At 62.6% G+C, this 17,014-nt stretch carries 16 protein-coding genes; 5 read left to right on the top strand and 11 right to left on the bottom strand.

Annotated elements, in window-relative coordinates:
• Positions 1-15: 15 nt before the first annotated feature.
• Complete coding sequence (locus QN222_RS08415) at positions 16-756, bottom strand: SDR family NAD(P)-dependent oxidoreductase (RefSeq protein ID WP_180943640.1); 741 nt, start codon at positions 754-756, stop codon at positions 16-18.
• Positions 757-829: 73 nt separating this feature from the next.
• Positions 830-1,510, bottom strand: coding sequence for a GntR family transcriptional regulator (locus QN222_RS08410; protein ID WP_283962381.1), 681 nt, complete (start codon positions 1,508-1,510; stop codon positions 830-832).
• Positions 1,511-1,750: 240 nt separating this feature from the next.
• On the opposite strand from QN222_RS08410, the gene QN222_RS08405 reads away from it, so the two are divergent.
• Both QN222_RS08405 and QN222_RS08400 read left to right on the top strand, forming a co-directional pair.
• Positions 1,751-2,761, top strand: a complete 1,011-nt coding sequence (locus QN222_RS08405; protein WP_283962382.1) for a phosphotransferase enzyme family protein — start codon at positions 1,751-1,753, stop codon at positions 2,759-2,761.
• A gap of 3 nt (positions 2,762-2,764) precedes the next feature.
• A complete protein-coding gene (locus QN222_RS08400) occupies positions 2,765-4,090 on the top strand; it encodes an aspartate aminotransferase family protein (RefSeq protein WP_283962383.1) in 1,326 nt (441 codons plus the stop codon).
• A 540-nt stretch (positions 4,091-4,630) separates the two neighbouring features.
• On the opposite strand, the gene QN222_RS08395 is transcribed toward QN222_RS08400, so the two are convergent.
• The 9 genes from QN222_RS08395 to QN222_RS08355 all read right to left on the bottom strand — a co-directional run bounded on the left by QN222_RS08395 (position 4,631) and on the right by QN222_RS08355 (position 13,665).
• Positions 4,631-5,530: a carbohydrate ABC transporter permease gene (locus tag QN222_RS08395; protein WP_283962384.1), complete on the bottom strand. Its 900-nt coding sequence runs from the start codon at positions 5,528-5,530 to the stop codon at positions 4,631-4,633.
• Positions 5,531-5,540: 10 nt separating this feature from the next.
• A complete protein-coding gene (locus tag QN222_RS08390) occupies positions 5,541-6,473 on the bottom strand; it encodes a sugar ABC transporter permease (RefSeq protein ID WP_284005361.1) in 933 nt (310 codons plus the stop codon).
• Positions 6,474-6,570: 97 nt separating this feature from the next.
• The gene (locus QN222_RS08385; RefSeq protein WP_283962386.1) at positions 6,571-7,887 is read right to left on the bottom strand and encodes an ABC transporter substrate-binding protein; all 1,317 of its coding nucleotides are present in this window, start codon (positions 7,885-7,887) and stop codon (positions 6,571-6,573) included.
• Positions 7,888-8,038: 151 nt separating this feature from the next.
• Positions 8,039-9,106, bottom strand: coding sequence for a sn-glycerol-3-phosphate ABC transporter ATP-binding protein UgpC (locus tag QN222_RS08380; protein ID WP_283962387.1), 1,068 nt, complete (start codon positions 9,104-9,106; stop codon positions 8,039-8,041).
• Between the two features lie 87 nt (positions 9,107-9,193).
• Complete coding sequence (locus QN222_RS08375) at positions 9,194-9,970, bottom strand: SDR family oxidoreductase (RefSeq protein ID WP_283962388.1); 777 nt, start codon at positions 9,968-9,970, stop codon at positions 9,194-9,196.
• Between the two features lies 1 nt (position 9,971).
• Positions 9,972-10,955, bottom strand: a complete 984-nt coding sequence (gene denD / locus QN222_RS08370) for a D-erythronate dehydrogenase (RefSeq protein WP_180943631.1) — start codon at positions 10,953-10,955, stop codon at positions 9,972-9,974.
• A 39-nt stretch (positions 10,956-10,994) separates the two neighbouring features.
• Positions 10,995-11,771, bottom strand: a complete 777-nt coding sequence (locus QN222_RS08365) for a FadR/GntR family transcriptional regulator (RefSeq protein WP_283962389.1) — start codon at positions 11,769-11,771, stop codon at positions 10,995-10,997.
• 222 nt (positions 11,772-11,993) lie between these two features.
• A complete protein-coding gene (locus QN222_RS08360; protein ID WP_283962390.1) occupies positions 11,994-12,671 on the bottom strand; it encodes an aldolase in 678 nt (225 codons plus the stop codon).
• A gap of 16 nt (positions 12,672-12,687) precedes the next feature.
• A complete protein-coding gene (locus tag QN222_RS08355) occupies positions 12,688-13,665 on the bottom strand; it encodes a LacI family DNA-binding transcriptional regulator (RefSeq protein WP_283962392.1) in 978 nt (325 codons plus the stop codon).
• Positions 13,666-13,876: 211 nt separating this feature from the next.
• On the opposite strand from QN222_RS08355, the gene ltnD reads away from it, so the two are divergent.
• Genes ltnD through otnK form a run of 3 tightly spaced genes read left to right on the top strand, consistent with a single transcriptional unit; the run spans position 13,877 to position 16,888 of the window.
• Positions 13,877-14,815 carry an L-threonate dehydrogenase gene (gene ltnD, locus QN222_RS08350; protein WP_283962391.1) on the top strand — a complete coding sequence of 313 codons (939 nt, stop codon included), beginning with the start codon at positions 13,877-13,879 and terminating at the stop codon, positions 14,813-14,815.
• A 9-nt stretch (positions 14,816-14,824) separates the two neighbouring features.
• On the top strand, positions 14,825-15,601 hold the full coding sequence (gene otnI, locus QN222_RS08345) for a 2-oxo-tetronate isomerase (RefSeq protein WP_284005359.1): 777 nt from the start codon (positions 14,825-14,827) through the stop codon (positions 15,599-15,601).
• 3 nt (positions 15,602-15,604) lie between these two features.
• On the top strand, positions 15,605-16,888 hold the full coding sequence (gene otnK, locus QN222_RS08340; RefSeq protein ID WP_283963324.1) for a 3-oxo-tetronate kinase: 1,284 nt from the start codon (positions 15,605-15,607) through the stop codon (positions 16,886-16,888).
• Positions 16,889-17,014 lie beyond the last annotated feature (126 nt).

Genomic DNA, 17,014 nt, shown 5'->3' with positions numbered 1-17,014 from the left:
CGTGATTGACAGCTGTCAAACGTGTTGCCCTCCATTGATGTGGATTTCCGCGCCGTTGATGTAGGACGACGGATCCGTGCAGAGGAAGTAGATGGTTTCCGCGACTTCGCGCGGTTCGCCCAGCCTTTCCATCGGCACTTCCGCTGCCACCAGCTTGTCCGTTCCCGGCGAAAGGATCGAGGTATGGATTTCCCCGGGCGCAATCGCATTCGCTCGGACGCCGCGGCGTCCGAATTCATACGCCATCTCACGCGTCAGCGCGGCAAGGGCCGCCTTGGAGGCGGCATAGGCCACGCCCGCGAACGGATGAACGCGCGATCCGGCAATCGAAGTGACGTTAACGATCGATCCCTTCGCCGCTTCCAGTTCCGGCATGAGCGCACGCGCAATCAGCGCTGTGGAGACGAGATTGACGTTGAGCACCTGCGTCCAGACGTCGGCATCCGTATCGAGCACGCCGAGACGGCCTCTGCCCGGCCCCTTCGGCGAGATGCCGGCATTGTTGACCAGCGCATGCAGTCTGCCGTTTGGAAGGCGCTCGCGCACCGTCGCGGCAAGGCGATCGATCTGCGTCAGGTCCGCAAGATCAGCCTGGATGTGGCTTTCGCGGGCAGACGGCCAGGCGCATTCCTCGGAAAATGGCTGGCGTGAAACGGTGAGAATACGCCAGCCCTTCGACTGGAAGAGCTTGACTGTCGCATGGCCGATGCCGCGGCTTGCCCCCGTCAGCAACATGTAGCGGCGTTCTTCGGTCATGCGAGCATTCCCCCGTTGCTGCTTGATACATCGTAATGGGCGAGTGGTGAAATGCAAGCCTCCTTCGCGCGGATTACGCCCGTCGCGCCTCGCGCTTCTCGCCGCGAAGGATCCTCTCGAGGACGGGCTTGCCGCCAAGCAGGATGTCGTCGACGATCGCCATGGAGGCGGCAGCGGAATCGTGCCGCTTCAAGGCCTCGATGACGGGATAGTGGTAATCGATCATCGCCCGTCCGCCGGGTAGGTAGGCGTCGGAGATGAACGGTCCCATCTGCAGCCAAAGCCGCCGCAGGATGCCGTTGAGGACCGGCATTCCGGCAATCTGCGGCAGCATGAAATGGAAGGCCTGGTTCAGTTCCGTCCCCTTCATGCGGTCGCCTGCTGCAATCGCCTGCTCGTTTTCACGCACAATTCGCTCGAGAATCTCGATCTCGGCGCTCGTCGCTACCTGCGCGGCCGTTTCGGCCGCCAGCCCCTCCAGCTTAATTCGAATGGAGCGAATCTCGCGATAGCGGCTCTCGCTCATGACCGGAATACGGATGTCGCGCGGCGAGCGAAAAACGATCGCCTCGTCATTGACGAGACGCAGGATCGCATCGCGGATCGGCGTGACACTGGTGCCGAACTGTTCCGCGAGATCGCGGATCTTCAGCCGGTCTCCAGGCTGGAACCGCCCTTGCATCAGCGCATCGCACAGCGCGCCATAGACGGCGCTGTTGAGGTTTTCATGTTCCAGTGTCGTAAATTCAGGCATGGACGGATCCGGGAAATCCAGTAATAAGATACTTGATGCATCTTTTTTGACATGTTTCAAGTTCGCACCGCCTTCGGCACGCCTGTTCCACCGAGCGAAGGCGTTTTTAGGGGGCCATCCCTGCTGCTTCCACGCGTAACGAGCCCTGGCGAAGCGGAACAACAGTCGATCGAAACGCAGCAAGCAGAGCGCAACGGAGCAAGAATGACGCAGCAATCGCCGCCCCCGAGAAGGAACGCCATGTCGGCCACCTGGGTCGCGACTCCACTCGCCGTCGCCGAGTCTACAGTTGCCGAGATTTACGGCCTGACGGGAACGGCGAAGCAGCTTTCCAGCGAGCGCGACGAAACCTTCCTCTTCACCGGCGAGAATCGGACTGACTACGTCCTCAAGATCGCAAATGCGGCCGAAGATCCGGCGGCGCTCGAATTCCAGAACGGCGCGCTTTTGCATCTGGAGATCGCCGCGCCCGCGGTGCCCGTGCCACGGCTGGTGCGCACCAAGGACGGCGGGCAAAGCCACACGCTTGCAACCGTCGACGGCCCGCGCATCATGCGCCTTTTGAGCTACCTGCCCGGGGAATTGCAGTATCGAACGCTGACCACAGAGGCACAGAGCCGTAATGTCGGCCGGGCGCTGGCGGAACTCGGGCTGGGCCTCAAGGATTACCGTGGCCACCCGCCGGCCGGCAAGCTGATGTGGGACATCTCCCACACGCTGGACCTCGCCGCCGTGGTCGACTACGTCGCGCCCGAGCGCCGCGCGCGGACCGAAGCGGTTCTGGCGGAATGCGACCGCGCTCTCCCGGCGATCATGGCGCTCACGCGACGGCAGATCATCCACAACGATTTCAACCCGCACAATATTCTGCTCGATCGGGCGGAACCGACCAAGGTCGTCGGGATCATCGATTTTGGCGACATGGTGCATGCGCCGTTGATCAACGACCTCGCCGTCGGCCTCTCCTATCATCTTGCGACGGACAACTGGACGGCGCGCGCGGGCGCCTTCCTCGAAGGGTTTCTTTCCGCACGCAGCCTGGAGCGCGCCGAAATCGAGCTTCTGCCGCTTCTAGCCCGCTGCCGGCTGGCGATGTCCGTCATCATCGCCGAATGGCGGTCCGCGTGCTTTCCGGCGAACCGGGACTACATCATGCGCAACCACACCACCGCTTGGCGGGGTCTCTGCAATATATCCGATCTGACACCGGCTGGGCTGAAACAGCTCGCGCCCAAACTTTCCGAGGACTGAATCATGTCGATGGTGAATGCTTTCTCGCGCGAAGATTTCGAACGGCTGGACGAGACTGAAAAGGCGCTGATCGCCCGGCGGGAAAAGGTGCTCGGCCCCGCCTACCGTCTGTTCTACGAAAAGCCGCTGCATATCGTGCGCGGCGAAGGCGTCTTTCTTTATGACGCGGCCGGCGAACGATACCTTGATGCCTACAACAACGTCGCCTCGCTCGGCCATTGCCATCCGCGCGTAGTCGAGGCGATAACCAGGCAGACGGCGGTACTCAACACGCACACGCGCTACCTGCACGAAGGCATCGTCGACTATGCGGAGACGCTGACGGCCACCTTTCCCAAGGCGCTTAGCCAGGCCATGCTTACCTGCACGGGAAGCGAGGCGAACGACCTCGCCGTGCGCATCGCCCGTTACGTCACCGGGGGTACCGGCATCATCGCGACGGAGCTCGCCTATCACGGACTGACGGGCGCGGTAGCCGAGTTCTCGCCGTCACTGGGCGATTCCGTGACACTAGGCCCGCATGTCCGCACAGTACCGGCGCCCGACAGCTACCGGCACTCCCCCGAGGAGATGATGGAAAAATTCGGCCGCGACGTGAGCGCGGCCATCACCGATCTCAAGCGTCACGGCATCAAGCCCGCCATGCTAATCACCGACACGATCTTCTCCAGCGACGGTATTTTCGATGGACCCAAGGGCTTCCTGAAGCCTGCGGTTGATGCGATACACGAAGCGGGCGGCCTGTTTGTTGCAGACGAAGTCCAGCCTGGTTTCGGACGGACCGGCGAAGCCATGTGGGGCTTCGAGCGCCATGGCGTTTTGCCCGACATGGTGACGATCGGCAAGCCGATGGGTAACGGCTACCCAATGGCAGGAATCGTCCTCCGTCCGGAAGTGATTGCCGAGTTCGGCACGCGTGCGCGCTATTTCAACACGTTCGGCGGAAATCCGGTTGCGGCCGCGGCCGGAAAGGCCGTGCTCGATACGATCCGCATTGAAGGCCTGCAGCAGAATGCGCTGGAGGTCGGTCGCTACCTGATGAACGGACTTAAGAACCTTTCGGGCACCTATCCGGCAGTCGGCGACGTTCGCGGCTCTGGCTTCTTCATTGGCGTTGAAATCGTGGGCGACCCGGTGGCCAAGCAGCCGGACGCAGCGCTGACGACGCGCATCGTCAATGGCCTGCGAGAGCGCCGCATCCTCATCAGCGCCTCCGGCCCCAACGCCAATGTACTGAAGATTCGCCCACCCCTTGTGTTCTCCCGAGAGAATGCGGACGCGCTGGTGGATGCGCTGGGAGATGTGATGAGAACGCTTCAGGGGGCCTGAGATGGCCAAACCATCATCACCGACACCGATCTTTCCGTGCAGATCATCGATCGAGTGCTAGGACAGACAGTTCGTACGTACCAACGCGGCGAAGGGATCAAGCCCGAACACTGGTTAAGCTATCAATGCAGGCCTAAAAAATGCTCGCTTATCACGCCGTGAGAGAATTCGAAGGTCGCCCCCTACATCGAGCCATTGTCCGGGCCATGTTTTTCGCCTGTGACACCCGCCCCGAGTAGAAGCGGGGCCGTCAGCCTCGCCATCGATCGACCATAACGGCGCCGGTGCCCTCGTGGACCAGAGCGGTCGTGGTTCGCCGTCTTTCAGCAACGCTACGCAGGTCGGGATAAGATGGTTCGCCGCAACGTCGAGGAACGTCAGTGACGCCGGATCAAGTGCGCCTCGACCTGTCGGCGGCTCTGGAGCCGACCTTCAGACCGGACCAACGGCCGCCACCATGTGCATCCACGTCGGACAGCGAATTTTGCTTTTGCCGTGGCGTCCATAATACGTGCGGCAGTGATCGTATGATCGGTCCCCCTACTCCTTCACTGCACCTGTCATCGACGAAACGTAATAATCAACGAAGAAGGAGTAGAGGATGACGACCGGCAGTGAGCCGAACAGCGCACCCGCCATCAGTGCGCCCCATTCGAACACGTCACCGCGAACGAGCTCGGTCAGCACCCCGACCGGAACAGTCTTGTTCTCCGACGACTGGATGAATGTCAGCGCATAGATGAATTCGTTCCAGGAGAGCGTGAAGGCGAAGATGCCCGCCGATATCAGCCCGGGCACGGCAAGCGGCAGGATGATCTTGACGAGGATTTGCCAGCGCGTCGCGCCGTCGACCAGCGCGCTTTCTTCCAGCTCGAACGGAATCGAGCGGAAATAGCCCATCAGCAGCCAGGTGCAGAACGGGATAAGGAAGGTCGGATAGGTGAAGACCAGCGCCAGCCTGGAATCGTAGATCCCGAACTTGAAGACGATGAAGGCGAGCGGGATGAACAGGATCGATGGCGGCACCAGATAGGCGAGGAAGATCATCAGCCCGACCGGCCGCGAGCCGGTAAAGCGCACCCGCTCGATCGCGTAAGCGGCGAACACCGAGGCGGCGAGCGACAGCATCGTGGAACCGATGGCGACGAGCATCGTATTCCAGAGCCAGCCCGGATAGGACGTCTCGAAGAACAGATATTTGATGTGGTCGAGTGTCGGTCCGACGACCCAGAACGGGCTGTAATTGGTGTAGTCGGTCAGCTGCGAATTCGGCTTCACTGCGGTGATTGCCATCCAGTAGAACGGAAACAGCAGCACGAAGCAGAAGACTGCCAACGGCAGGTAGAGCAAGACGATGCGGCGCGGCAGCCGGTTGAGATAGCTCATGCCCTCCGCATGGTCGGTAAGGGTATCGTCCGGGATTTTCGCGGTGGTGTTCAAGGCAAACCTCCTAATCCTGGCCGCCCTGCTGCCATTTGCGGCGCTGCAGACCGAAGAAGCTAAACATGATCGCGGCAAGCAGGAAGGGGATCATGGCGACGGCGATCGCCGCACCTTCGCCGAGCTGGCCGCCCGGGATGCCGCGCTGGAAGGAAAGTGTCGCCATAAGATGGGTGGCGTTCACCGGTCCGCCCTTGGTCAGCACATAAATCAGCTGGAAATCGGTAAAGGTGAAGAGCACCGAGAAGGTCATGACGACGGCGATGATCGGCGTCAGCATCGGGAGGGTCACGTAGCGGAAACGCTGCCAGTTGGTCGCGCCGTCGAGCGAGGCCGCCTCCTGCAGTGAAGCGGGGATCGTCTGCAGGCCGGCGAGCAGCGAGATGGCGACAAATGGGATGCCGCGCCAGACATTGGCGACGATCACCGAAATCCGCGCGTTGGTCGGATCGCCGAGAAAGTTGATCGGTCCATCGATGAGCCCGAGTTCCATCAGCGACCAGGAGATGATCGAGAACTGCGAATCGTAGATCCACCAGAAGGCAAGTGCCGAAAGCACGGTCGGAACGACCCAGGGAAGCAGCACGATCGCCCGGAAGAACGACTTGAACGGCAGGTTTTCGTTGAGCAGCAGGGCCAGCCACAAACCGAGGATGAACTTCAGGATCGAAGCGACCGAGGTGTAGAGCAGCGTGTTGAAGACCGAAAGCCAGAAGACCGCGTCCTCGGCAAGGAAGATATAGTTCTCAAGACCGATGAAGACGCCGTCGCGGCCGATCCGCGTGTCGGTGAATCCGAGCCAGACGCCGAGCCCGAGCGGATAGGTGAGGAAGCAGACCAGGAACACGGCGGCCGGCAGCATGAACAGGAAGCCGAGCACGTTGTTGTTCTGCATGAGCGAAGCCATGAAGGACGGCGGCTTTCCGGACGGTACGGTGGGCATCGAACTTCTCCGCGGGTGATCTCGCAGTTTACGCCGACAGGTTCCGCCGGCGCATTCCGGACTTCGGGCGGCTCGCTCAAGAGCCGCCCGAAACTGGCTAGACGCGATAGTAACGGTTTGCCCGCCGTTCCGCCTCGGTGACAGCATCCTCCGGCGTCATCTGCCCGGTCACGGCCGTGGCAAACATGTCGACCAGCACATAGTCGGCCATGACGCCGGCCGACGCATAGCCGAGCGGCCCGGCATAGCCGTTCGGACGCAAAGTTTCCGAAGCGCGCGCATAGGGCGCGTGGATCGGATCGGCGGCCCAGACCGGGTTGTCGGCGAAGGCCTTCAACGCCTGGCAGCAATAGGCGCTCGATCCCTCGATCCAGGCATTCATCTGGTCGGCTTCCATCATGAACTTGATGTATGCCTTGGCCGCTTCCGGATACTTGCAGTGGTTGAAGAGCAGGATCGAACTCGTCTGGTGGAGCTCGACGCTCTGGCCGACTGGACCGATCGGGAAGTTGGTGGTGCGGATATCGGCCGCGAGCTCAGCGAGCGCCGGATCCTTCTTCGCCGCATAATAGAGCGAAACACCATTGGCTGTCAGCGAAACCTGACCTGCGAGGAAGGCGCGGTTGTTGTTGATGTCGAGCCAGCTTTCAGTGCCTGGAATGAAGGTCTCGTACAGCTGTTTTGCGTAGTTGATCGCAGCCAGTGTCTCAGGGCTGTTGATGGTGACCTTGCCGCTTTCGTCGACCATCTTGCCACCGTGACTCCAGAGCAGCCAATGGGCATAATTGTTGCCGTCGCCAACGGCCTTGCCATGTGGGAATCCGGCCGGCGTCCCCTTGGCTTTCAATGCCTTGCAGAGCTCGAGGAAGCCCGCCGTGTCCTTTGGGAATTCGCTGAAGCCCGCCGCCTTCGTGTGGCTCTCACGGTAGCAGACGGCGTTGCCGATCGCTGTCAGCGGCATGGCGATGAACTGGCCGTCGCGGCTCGCATAGCCCTTCAGGCCGTCGTACCAGCCACCATATTTGTCGCCGAGATAGTTCGCGAGCTCCGTCAGGTCGACGAGCTTGTCCGGATATTGATGGGCATCGTCGAACCAGCACATCACCATGTCGGGACCGGAACCGACATTCGCCGCGACCGCGGCCTTCGGACGAATGTCTTCCCAGCTTTCCTTGTCGATGCGCACTTCGACGCCGGTCGCTTCTGTGAACTTCTTGGTATTGGCGAGCCAGGCATCCTCGTCTCCCTTGACGAAAGGCGTCCAGCGCAGAAGTCGCAGGCTAGCGCCTTCTTCCGGCTTGTAGTTCGGCTCGGCGGTCTGCGCAAAGGACGGGCGGATGCCGAGCGGCGAAAGACCCGCCATGCCGGCAAGGGCAGCCGAGGCTGCGAGGAAGTCACGTCTCTTTATTGGCATAATACTCCTCCTTGAAAGCGGGAGCACATCCTTCCGGCATTCACCGTCCCGCTTGGCGAATGCGGCGGCAATGATGCCCAGCCCCTGCCGGACATCTCCGCGCGACGGCTACCGAAGGCTCCTCTTCCCTCGGCGGCCTCTCCGTGCGGCATCAATCGAACAAGCGTCGTCCGCTCTCGGCGTCGAACAGGTGAACATGGGCCGCATCGATCGACAGGCGGATCGTGTCGCCCGGCTTCGCGTCCACTCTTTCGCGGAAAACACAGGTGACATCGCTGCCTCCGAGCCGCACGATCATCTGCGTCTCGTAGCCGGTCGGCTCTATCACCGCGATCTCCGCGGGCAGTCCGTTCGGATCCAAGGCCATGTATTCAGGCCGAAGCCCGTAGACGAGTTCCCGTCCGTTGGCTGCGGCGGCCGGGCGCGCCACCGGCAGCGCCGTGCCATCCGCCGTCACGAACGCATTGCCACTGGCCGGATCGAGCCTGCCCTTGAGCATGTTCATTGCCGGCGAGCCGATGAAGCCGGCGACGAATAGATTGGCCGGGTTGTCATAGAGATCGAGCGGCGCCCCGATCTGCTCGACGATGCCGTCATGCATCACGACGATCTTGTCGGCCATGGTCATTGCTTCGATCTGGTCGTGCGTCACATAGACGGTGGTGGTCTTGAGGCGCTGGTGCAGTTCCTTGATCTCGGCGCGCATGGCCACGCGCAGCTTCGCATCGAGATTCGACAGCGGCTCGTCGAAGAGGAACACCTGCGGGTCGCGCACGATCGCCCGGCCCATGGCCACGCGTTGGCGCTGGCCGCCGGAAAGCTGGCGCGGATAGCGGTCGAGCAGCTTCGACAGGCCAAGGATTTCCGCCGCCCCGCCGACGCGCTTGTCGATATCCGCCTTGGGCGAACCGGCGAGCATCAGCGAGAAGGCCATGTTGTCGGCGACCGTCATATGCGGATAGAGCGCATAGTTCTGGAACACCATGGCAATGTCGCGGTCCTTCGGCGGCAGCGAATTCACAACGCGGTTGCCGATGCGGATTTCGCCCGCGGAGATGTTTTCAAGTCCCGCCAGCATCCGCAGAAGCGTCGATTTTCCGCAACCGGAAGGACCGACGAGAATGACGAACTCACCGTCCTCGATTTCGATGTTTACGCCCTTGATGACGGGAAAGGCACCGAACGATTTCCTGACATCGACGAAGTCCACGGCTGCCATATGCGTTCCTCCCAATATCTGCCCATGCTGGTCGCTTGCGTCCGGTCGTCCCCCCTGCCCGTCCGCAACCGACCTCCTGGAACTTTCCTATCCGCGTCCGACCAACGGCATCTGCGTCGCCATGACGGTCATGGTCAGCACATTGGCCGTCAGCGGCAGGCTCGCCATGTAGACGACGGCCTCGGCGACGTGCGCGACGGGAATGGTCGGCTCAGGCGCGACTTCTCCATTGGCCTGCAGCACGCCCGTACTCATTTTCTCAGTCATGTCGGTCGCCGCGTTGCCGATGTCGATCTGGCCGCAGGCGATGTCATGCGGCCGCCCGTCGAGCGCCGTGGATTTCGTCAGCCCGGTGATCGCGTGTTTCGTCGCAGTGTAAGGGGCGGAATTCGGCCTCGGTGTTGTCGCTGAAATGGAGCCGTTGTTGATAATCCGTCCGCCGCGCGGGTTTTGGGTCTTCATCAGCCGGAAGGCGTGCTGTGTGCAAAGGAATGCGCCCGTCAGGTTCGCGGCGACGATCGCGCTCCATTGCTCGAAGGTCACCTCCTCCAACGGAACCGGCGGAACATTAGTGCCGGCATTGTTGACGAGCAGGTCGAGCCGACCGAACTCATCCCGGATGGCCCCGAACAGTGCCGCGACCTCAGCTGGGTTGCCGATATCGCAAGTAATGGCCCGCACGGCGCCGCCGGTCTCCCGCGCGATTTCGCCGGCCGCGCGTTCCAGCACGTCAGGCCGGCGGCCGGTGATGACCAGGCTGTAGCCCTCGACGCTCAAGGCTTTGGCTATCCCGCGACCGACGCCGGTGCCGCCGCCGGTCACGAGCGCGATCTTTCCTTCGCCCGATCTTTTCGCTTGCGCCATGTCAGATCCTCCCTCCGAGTTCGTCCTCGATATGGATCCGGATGATCTCGTCGAAATTGCTTTCCGCCGTAAAGCCGAGCTCGCTTGCACGGCGGGCATCGAAATCGGTGGCCCAGCCGGAGACGATCGAGGCGATGATCGGATCCGGTTCGCGGCGGATAAGGCGCACGGCCTTCTCGCCTGCGACCCGTCCGAGCGCGGCGATTTCCTCGCCCACCAGTGCCGACAGTCCCGGCATGGTCAGGTTGCGCCGCGGCCCGATGCTTGCAGTGTCCATGCGCGCCGCATGGACGAAAAAACCGACCGCCGAACGCGGGCTTGCGAACCAGTGACGGACGTTCTCGTCCACCGGCAACACCGCCTCCTGCCCGACCAGCGGCTCGCGCAGAATGTTCGAGAAGAAGCCCGACGCCGCCTTGTTGGGCTTGCCGGGCCGGACGCAGATGGTCGGCAGACGGATGCCGATGCCGTCGAAGATGCCCCGACGCGTATAGTCGGCGAGCAGCAATTCGCAAATTGCCTTCTGCGTGCCGTAGCTCGTCAGCGGGGTCGTGAAAAATTCGTCCCCGATCTTTTCCGGGAAAGGCTGGCCGAAGACGGCAATCGACGAGGCAAAGACGAGACGCGGGAAGTAGGGTCCGTTGCGGTTTTCGTGGCGGATCGCCTCAAACAGCGAACGCGTGCCGTCGAGATTAACGCGGTAACCTTTGTCGAAATCGGCCTCGGCTTCGCCGGAAACGATCGCCGCCAGATGAAAAATAACGTCCGGCCGTGACGCAATGAGCCGTTCTGCGCCGCCCTCGGACGAAAGATCGACTGCCGGCGCGGTCGAAGTCGCGGAAAGTGTCGCGGGTACGGGTGCCTCGACCACGTCCACCAACGTGAGCCGGGTGATCTCGTAGCCGAGGGCATCCGGCTCTGCGGCGAGTTTCTCGACCAGCTTGCGGCCGATCATTCCCGCTGCACCTATGACCATGACATGCATTCGCGTGAACCTCCGTATTCCGCCCGGGACATTCCGGGTTCAGCGTGTCTTTCCACCCTTGCCTGTCGGCTTTTCCGCTCGGCCGTGCTCGACGAGCAATTCCTTCGTCGTCTCGTAGATTCGCATGAGATGATGGCGAAACGCCGCGACGACGGCCTCGCGGTCGCGCCGGGCAAGCGCCGCCACGATCTCGCTGTGATCATTGTAACTGGCGTCTATGGCTCCGGGTCGCGACATGGCGCTGCGCCGGTAATTCATCATGTAGGTGTAAAGGTCGGTGACGAAGTCGGAGAGCAGCGGATTGCCGCAAGCCCGATAGATCGCCACATGGAATTCACGGTCGCAGATCAGGAACCGCATGGCATCGTCCCCGCCGAGTCGCTGCGCTTCGAGCAGGCTCTCCAGCTTGCCAAGTGCGTCCTCATCGATGTTTTCGGCGGCATCACCTACGACCTTCAGCTCGATATGCAGCCTCGCGGCATGAACCGCCTCGAGATCGTAGCTGTCGATGGCGTTCGGCGAGGCGATCGTCACAGTGACATCGCTGAGGTCCACATTGGCGACCCGGCTGCGGCTGCCTTGGGAAACCTCAATGATGCCGCGCGCGGCAAGCGTCTGGATGGCGCCGCGCACCGTCTCGCGACTGACATGGAGCACGTTGGCGAGTTCGCGCTCGCCCGGAAGCTCGTCGCCCGGATGCAGCATGTTGGTCGCAACGAGAACCATCAGCTTGTCGGCAATCACGTCACGCGCGGTGCGGCGTTCGAGGCTCCGCCCGATCTTCGGCATTTGCGTGAGTATGGGACTGCCATTCACTGCGCCGCACCTCCCAACTGATCCACTGGTTGGTCCACCGGATCAGTAATATAAATAGACCCCCGCAAGGAGGAGGCGGTCAAGGGCAGTTCGTCGCGGCAGCGCATCAAAAATCGACGCAGGTCTTGTGCGGCGCACGCGGATTGCAAGACTTTTCCCGAAGAAGGAATGCGGGGACGCCCTCCCCACCAACGCGTCTAACGCCCTGTCTCGCCAGCAGGTTCAGCCGTGATCGTGCCCTTCATGATCGCTGCGTGACGGAAGATCGAGCTTAAAGGTTTTCGCGAGGTCATCCACCTGCTGGGGGCTGAGATAGCGCGGATTGAGGTTGCGCAGCAGCAGATAGAGCTTTGCCGTTTCTTCCAGTTCTTCGGTGGCGAAGACCGCAGCCTCGAGGCTGTCGCCGGCCACGACCGGGCCGTGATTTGCAAGCAATACCGATGAGTACCTGCCTGCAAGTCCACGGATCGCATCGGCAACCGCCGGGTCGCCCGGACGATAGTAGGTTACAAGGGCCGTTTCACCGGCGCGCATCAGATAATAGGGCGTCATCGGCGGCAGCGCGGCGCGCGGATCGATCTCCGGCAGCATGGTAAGCGCCACCGCATAGGTGGAATGCAGATGGACGACCGCCCGGGCGCTGCCGCGCGTCTCGTAAAGGGCCGAGTGGAGTGGAATTTCCTTGGTTGGCTTGTCACCCGAGACGAGTTGTCCTGTCGCGTCGAGCCGGGAGATTCGGGCGGGATCGAGAAAACCGAGCGAGGCGTTGGTGGGCGTCACCAGCCAGCCGCCATCGTCGAGTCTCAGCGATATATTGCCCGACGAGCCGGGTGTCAGGCCGCGCTCGAAAAGCGATCGCCCATATCGGCAGATTTCCTCACGCAGACGGTTCTCGGACATGACAATCCCTTTCCTGTCAGGCGGTCGCCCCTTCGATCAGCTCAAAGCCGAGGTCGACGACCTGCGCCGGTGCATCCGTGACAACGAGCTCCGCGGCCACCCGCCCTGTCGCAACCCGGGGCGTGCGGATGGTCGAGAGCGGCTGCGGCGTCACCCGGCCGATGTCGAGGCCGTTGTGGCCGAAAAGTGCCAGGCGTTCGGGCACCTGAATACCGCGCGCCAGACAATGGAAATAGCCGCCAAGCGCCATGTCGTCGTTCGAGAAATAGACCGCGTCGAGGTCGGGCATTCTCGCGAGTAGCCGCTCCAGCGCCAATCGTCCGCCTTCCACCGACGAGGCGCCGGCGTGAATTTCACTGTCGACGAGCGGAAAGCCGGCCGCGCCGAGCCTCTCGCGGAAACTTGCGAAGCGTTTTGCCGCCCGGGTGTCGCGGTCGAGATCGTGACCGACATAGCCGATCTTGCGATAGCCGCGCCTTAGGAGAAAATCGGCGGAGACGGATCCTGCCGCGCGATTGGAGAAACCGACCGCGAGGTCCTGTGCAGCACCATCCAGATCTAGCAGTTCCACGACGCGGCACCCGCTCGCGCGCAGCATTTTTACCGTGCCCTCGGAGTGCTCGAAGCCCGCCAACATCACCGCTGTCGGCCGCCAGGCGAGCATTGCGGCGACGAGCGCTTCCTCCTTCTCCGGCTCATATTCGGTTACGGAGAAAACGGCCTGGTGCTGGTTTCCCTCCAATATGGCGCTCGCCCCGCGCAGCACATCGGCAAACACGATGTTCGTGAGCGACGGAATGACGAGCGCGACGAGGCGCGACCCGGCGGAAGCCAGTGTGCCTGCGATCCGGTTCGGCACATAGCCGAGCCGCTCGACCGCCTCCATCACCCGGTCCCTCGTCTTGCGGGAAAACGAACCGTGATTTCGAAGAACGCGCGAAACCGTGCTCTCGCCGACGCCGGCCGCTTCGGCGACCTTCGCAAGCGTCACCATCGTCTGGTGCCTGGCATCCAAGTTCACGTCCGAACCCTGCTTTCTCACCGACCGCCGCTTCGCAACTTCCTGTTCGATTCAATAACAAGATATTTTGGCAGCGCTACCAATTTCAAATTGGCAGCGCTGCCAAAGCCAACTAAAAGAATTGTTGACGCCGAAACAGGCCACAGAAATATCACAGCCTTCTTCCCCGATTGGAGCATGTCGTATGTCGTCTCAGCTGGAAAATGCCGGCCGTACCGTCCTCGCCGCTGTGATCGGCCTCGGCTCGATGGGGTTCGGCATGGCCCGGTCGATGAAGCGTGCAGGGCTCGACGTCGTCGGCTACGACATCACACCCGCAGCGGTCGACCGTTTCGTTGCCGAAGGCGGAAGAGGTGCGGCTACGGCCGCCGAAGCGGCGCGCGGAGCCGACATCATTGTCTCCGTCGTCGTGAATGGCGCACAGACGGAAGCGATATTGTTCGGCCCAGACGGCATCGCTGGCGTGATCAAGCCCGGCGCGGTGGTCATCTCGTCGGCGACCATGGATCCTGCTGTCGCGAGAGACCTGTCGCGGCGGGCAGAGGCCCTCGGTTTCCACTACCTCGACGCACCGATTTCCGGGGGTGCCGCGAAAGCCGCCAGCGGCGAACTGACGATCATGGCGTCCGGTTCGAAGGCGGCGTTCGAAAGCGCCCGCCCGGCGCTCGATGCAATGGCCGCCAAGGTCTACGAACTCGGCGATACGGCGGGAACCGGCGCCGCCTTCAAGATGATCAATCAGCTTCTGGCCGGCGTCCACATAGCGGCCGCCTGCGAAGCGATAAGCTTGGCCGCCAAGCAGGGGCTCGACCTCGACAAGGTCTACGAGGTGATCACCGCATCGGCCGGCAATTCCTGGATGTTCGAAAACCGGGTGCCGCATGTGCTTGCCGGCAACTACACGCCCCACAGCGCCATCGAGATCTTCGTCAAGGACCTCGGCATCGTCCAGGACATGGCCCGGTCCGAGCGCTACCCCGCGCCGCTCGCGGCGGCGGCGCTGCAGATGTATCTCGCGGCCGCCGGCGCGGGCATGGGCCGTGACGACGATTCTTCCCTCGCCCGGCTCTATGCCCAGCTTTCCGGCGCAACGCTGCCCGGCGCCAACTCGAAGAATGAATAGGACGCGACAATGCCGGCCTTCGCCGCCAACCTGACGACGATGTTCAACGAATGGTCGTTCCTCGACCGCTTCGACGCGGCGGCGGACGCCGGATTTGCCGCCGTCGAGTATCTGTTTCCCTATGAAGCAGCGCCCGACATTATTGCCGAAAGGCTTGCCCGCAACGATCTCAAACAGGCACTGTTCAATCTGCCGCCGGGCGACTGGGCGGCCGGCGAACGCGGCATCGCGGCGCTGCCCGGCCGCTTCGACGAACTGACGTCGAGCGTGGAACGGGCGCTCGACTATGCGGCCGCGACAGGCGTTAAACGGCTGCATCTGATGGCGGGTCTCGCCGACAGCAACGACGCAGAGGCCGCATCCTCTTATCGGCGTTCCGTCGCTTACGCGGCCGAACGCCTGGCCGAGAGCGCCATCGATCTGCTCATCGAGCCTATCAACGGACGAAACATGCCGGGCTACTTCCTCAACGACTTCGGCGCGGCCGAGCGCCTTGTCGCTGAACTCGGCCTGGCGAACCTCAAGCTTCAATTCGACATCTATCACCGCCAGATCCTGCACGGCGACATCGTCATGGCGCTCCGTCGCCTGTTGCCGATGATCGGCCACGTCCAGATCGCCAGCGTCCCTTCCCGCCATGAACCCGATAGCGAAGAGCTGAACTATCCATATCTCTTCGAAGAAATCGACCGCCTCGGATATGATGGTTTCGTTGGTTGTGAATATAGCCCGCGTGGCCGCACGCTCGACGGTCTCGACTGGTTCAAGGCTTTTGCCCGGAGTTGAGCGATGACTATCCTGCTCGGATCGATCGCCGACGACTACACCGGCGCCTCTGACCTCGCCAATACGCTCACGAAGAACGGGCTGCGCACGGTGCAGACGGTCGGCATTCCCGATGCGTCGCTGGCCTTGCCCGATGTCGACGCGGTGGTGGTTTCACTGAAGATCCGCTCGGTCGTCGCGCAGGAGGCCGTCGCCGCCGCGGGCACGGCCGAACGATGGCTGCGCGGGCGCGGAGCGATGCATGTGCTTTACAAGATCTGCTCGACCTTCGATTCGACCGACCAGGGCAATATCGGCCCTGTGACGCAGGCGCTTGCGGAGGCCGCGGGCGGCGGCACGGTACTCGTCACCCCGGCCTTTCCGGAAACCGGACGCACCGTCTATCTCGGCCACCTTTTCGTCAACGGCCAGCTGCTGGACGAAAGCCCTCTCAAGGACCATCCGCTCAATCCCATGCACGACGCCAATCTCGTCCGGGTTATGGCCCGCCAGTCGCGTGGCGCGATCGGCCTCATCGACCTGCCAGCCGTGGCCGGCGGACCCGATGCCGTGAAAGCGCGGCTCGATGCGCTGCGTGCCGAGGGCGCCGGCGCGGCGATAGCCGATGCCGTCTTCGAAAGCGATCTGGAGACGCTCGGCGAGGTGGCGCTTCGGACACCGGTATCGACCGGCGCCTCCGGTCTCGGTCTCGGGCTTGCACGCGCACTCGTGCGTTCCGGTCGTGTGCCGTCGACGGTCAGTACCACAGCCGATGCCATCCGTCCCGTCGGCGGGCATGCAGCCGTCATCGCCGGCAGCTGCTCCAGCGCCACTCTTCGCCAGCTTGCCATCGCCGAACGGGCAATGCCGGTCCTGAGGCTCGATCCCGAACGATTGCTCACCGCCGCGCCGGACGAAATCTCGGCCGCGCTTTCCTGGGCAGGGGAGCGAATGGAAGCAGGGCCGATCGTCATTGCCGCCAGCACCACGCCGGAGGCCGTTTCCGACCTTCAATCGCGCTATGGACGCGAAATATCCGGGCGCGCGATCGAGGCTGCGACCTCGGCGATCGCCGCCGAACTGGTGGCAAGAGGCGTGCGGCGTCTCGTCGTCGCCGGCGGGGAAACCTCCGGCGCGACGGTCGACATGCTGGGCATTCCGGCGTTCCTCATCGGCCCGGAGATCGCGCCCGGCGTGCCGGTGCTCCGGACAATCGGCAATTCACAGGGCGAGATGCTTATGGCGCTCAAATCAGGCAATTTCGGAGGCGACGACTTCTTCGCCACGGCACTGGCGATGATGCGATAAAAGGGGCGGCGGGTGCCCCCTCGTCCACCCCCGCCGCCCGCTGGCGCATGCTTCTCTCGGTCGGAACCGACTGAAGGACGAAGACATGCGGCCATTCGAAGTGCCCAAAAGCGCTTCACGCCTTTG

Origin of the sequence: Sinorhizobium sp. 6-70 (genome assembly GCF_030124375.1) — a bacterium.
Classification (GTDB): Bacteria; Pseudomonadota; Alphaproteobacteria; order Rhizobiales; family Rhizobiaceae; genus Sinorhizobium.
Note: the sequence above shows the minus strand (reverse complement) of the source record. Positions and strands in the feature narration are given on the sequence as shown.

Bases quoted from the DNA above. Each gene is read 5' to 3' on its own strand.
- QN222_RS08415 (WP_180943640.1), bottom strand. From the start codon at position 756: ATGACCGAAGAACGCCGCTACATGTTGCTGACGGGGGCAAGCCGCGGC.
- QN222_RS08410 (WP_283962381.1), bottom strand. From the start codon at position 1,510: ATGCCTGAATTTACGACACTGGAACATGAAAACCTCAACAGCGCCGTC.
- QN222_RS08405 (WP_283962382.1), top strand. From the start codon at position 1,751: ATGTCGGCCACCTGGGTCGCGACTCCACTCGCCGTCGCCGAGTCTACA.
- QN222_RS08400 (WP_283962383.1), top strand. From the start codon at position 2,765: ATGTCGATGGTGAATGCTTTCTCGCGCGAAGATTTCGAACGGCTGGAC.
- QN222_RS08390 (WP_284005361.1), bottom strand. From the start codon at position 6,473: ATGCCCACCGTACCGTCCGGAAAGCCGCCGTCCTTCATGGCTTCGCTC.
- QN222_RS08385 (WP_283962386.1), bottom strand. From the start codon at position 7,887: ATGCCAATAAAGAGACGTGACTTCCTCGCAGCCTCGGCTGCCCTTGCC.
- QN222_RS08380 (WP_283962387.1), bottom strand. From the start codon at position 9,106: ATGGCAGCCGTGGACTTCGTCGATGTCAGGAAATCGTTCGGTGCCTTT.
- QN222_RS08375 (WP_283962388.1), bottom strand. From the start codon at position 9,970: ATGGCGCAAGCGAAAAGATCGGGCGAAGGAAAGATCGCGCTCGTGACC.
- denD (WP_180943631.1), bottom strand. From the start codon at position 10,955: ATGCATGTCATGGTCATAGGTGCAGCGGGAATGATCGGCCGCAAGCTG.
- QN222_RS08360 (WP_283962390.1), bottom strand. From the start codon at position 12,671: ATGTCCGAGAACCGTCTGCGTGAGGAAATCTGCCGATATGGGCGATCG.
- QN222_RS08355 (WP_283962392.1), bottom strand. From the start codon at position 13,665: ATGGTGACGCTTGCGAAGGTCGCCGAAGCGGCCGGCGTCGGCGAGAGC.
- ltnD (WP_283962391.1), top strand. From the start codon at position 13,877: ATGTCGTCTCAGCTGGAAAATGCCGGCCGTACCGTCCTCGCCGCTGTG.
- otnI (WP_284005359.1), top strand. From the start codon at position 14,825: ATGCCGGCCTTCGCCGCCAACCTGACGACGATGTTCAACGAATGGTCG.
- otnK (WP_283963324.1), top strand. From the start codon at position 15,605: ATGACTATCCTGCTCGGATCGATCGCCGACGACTACACCGGCGCCTCT.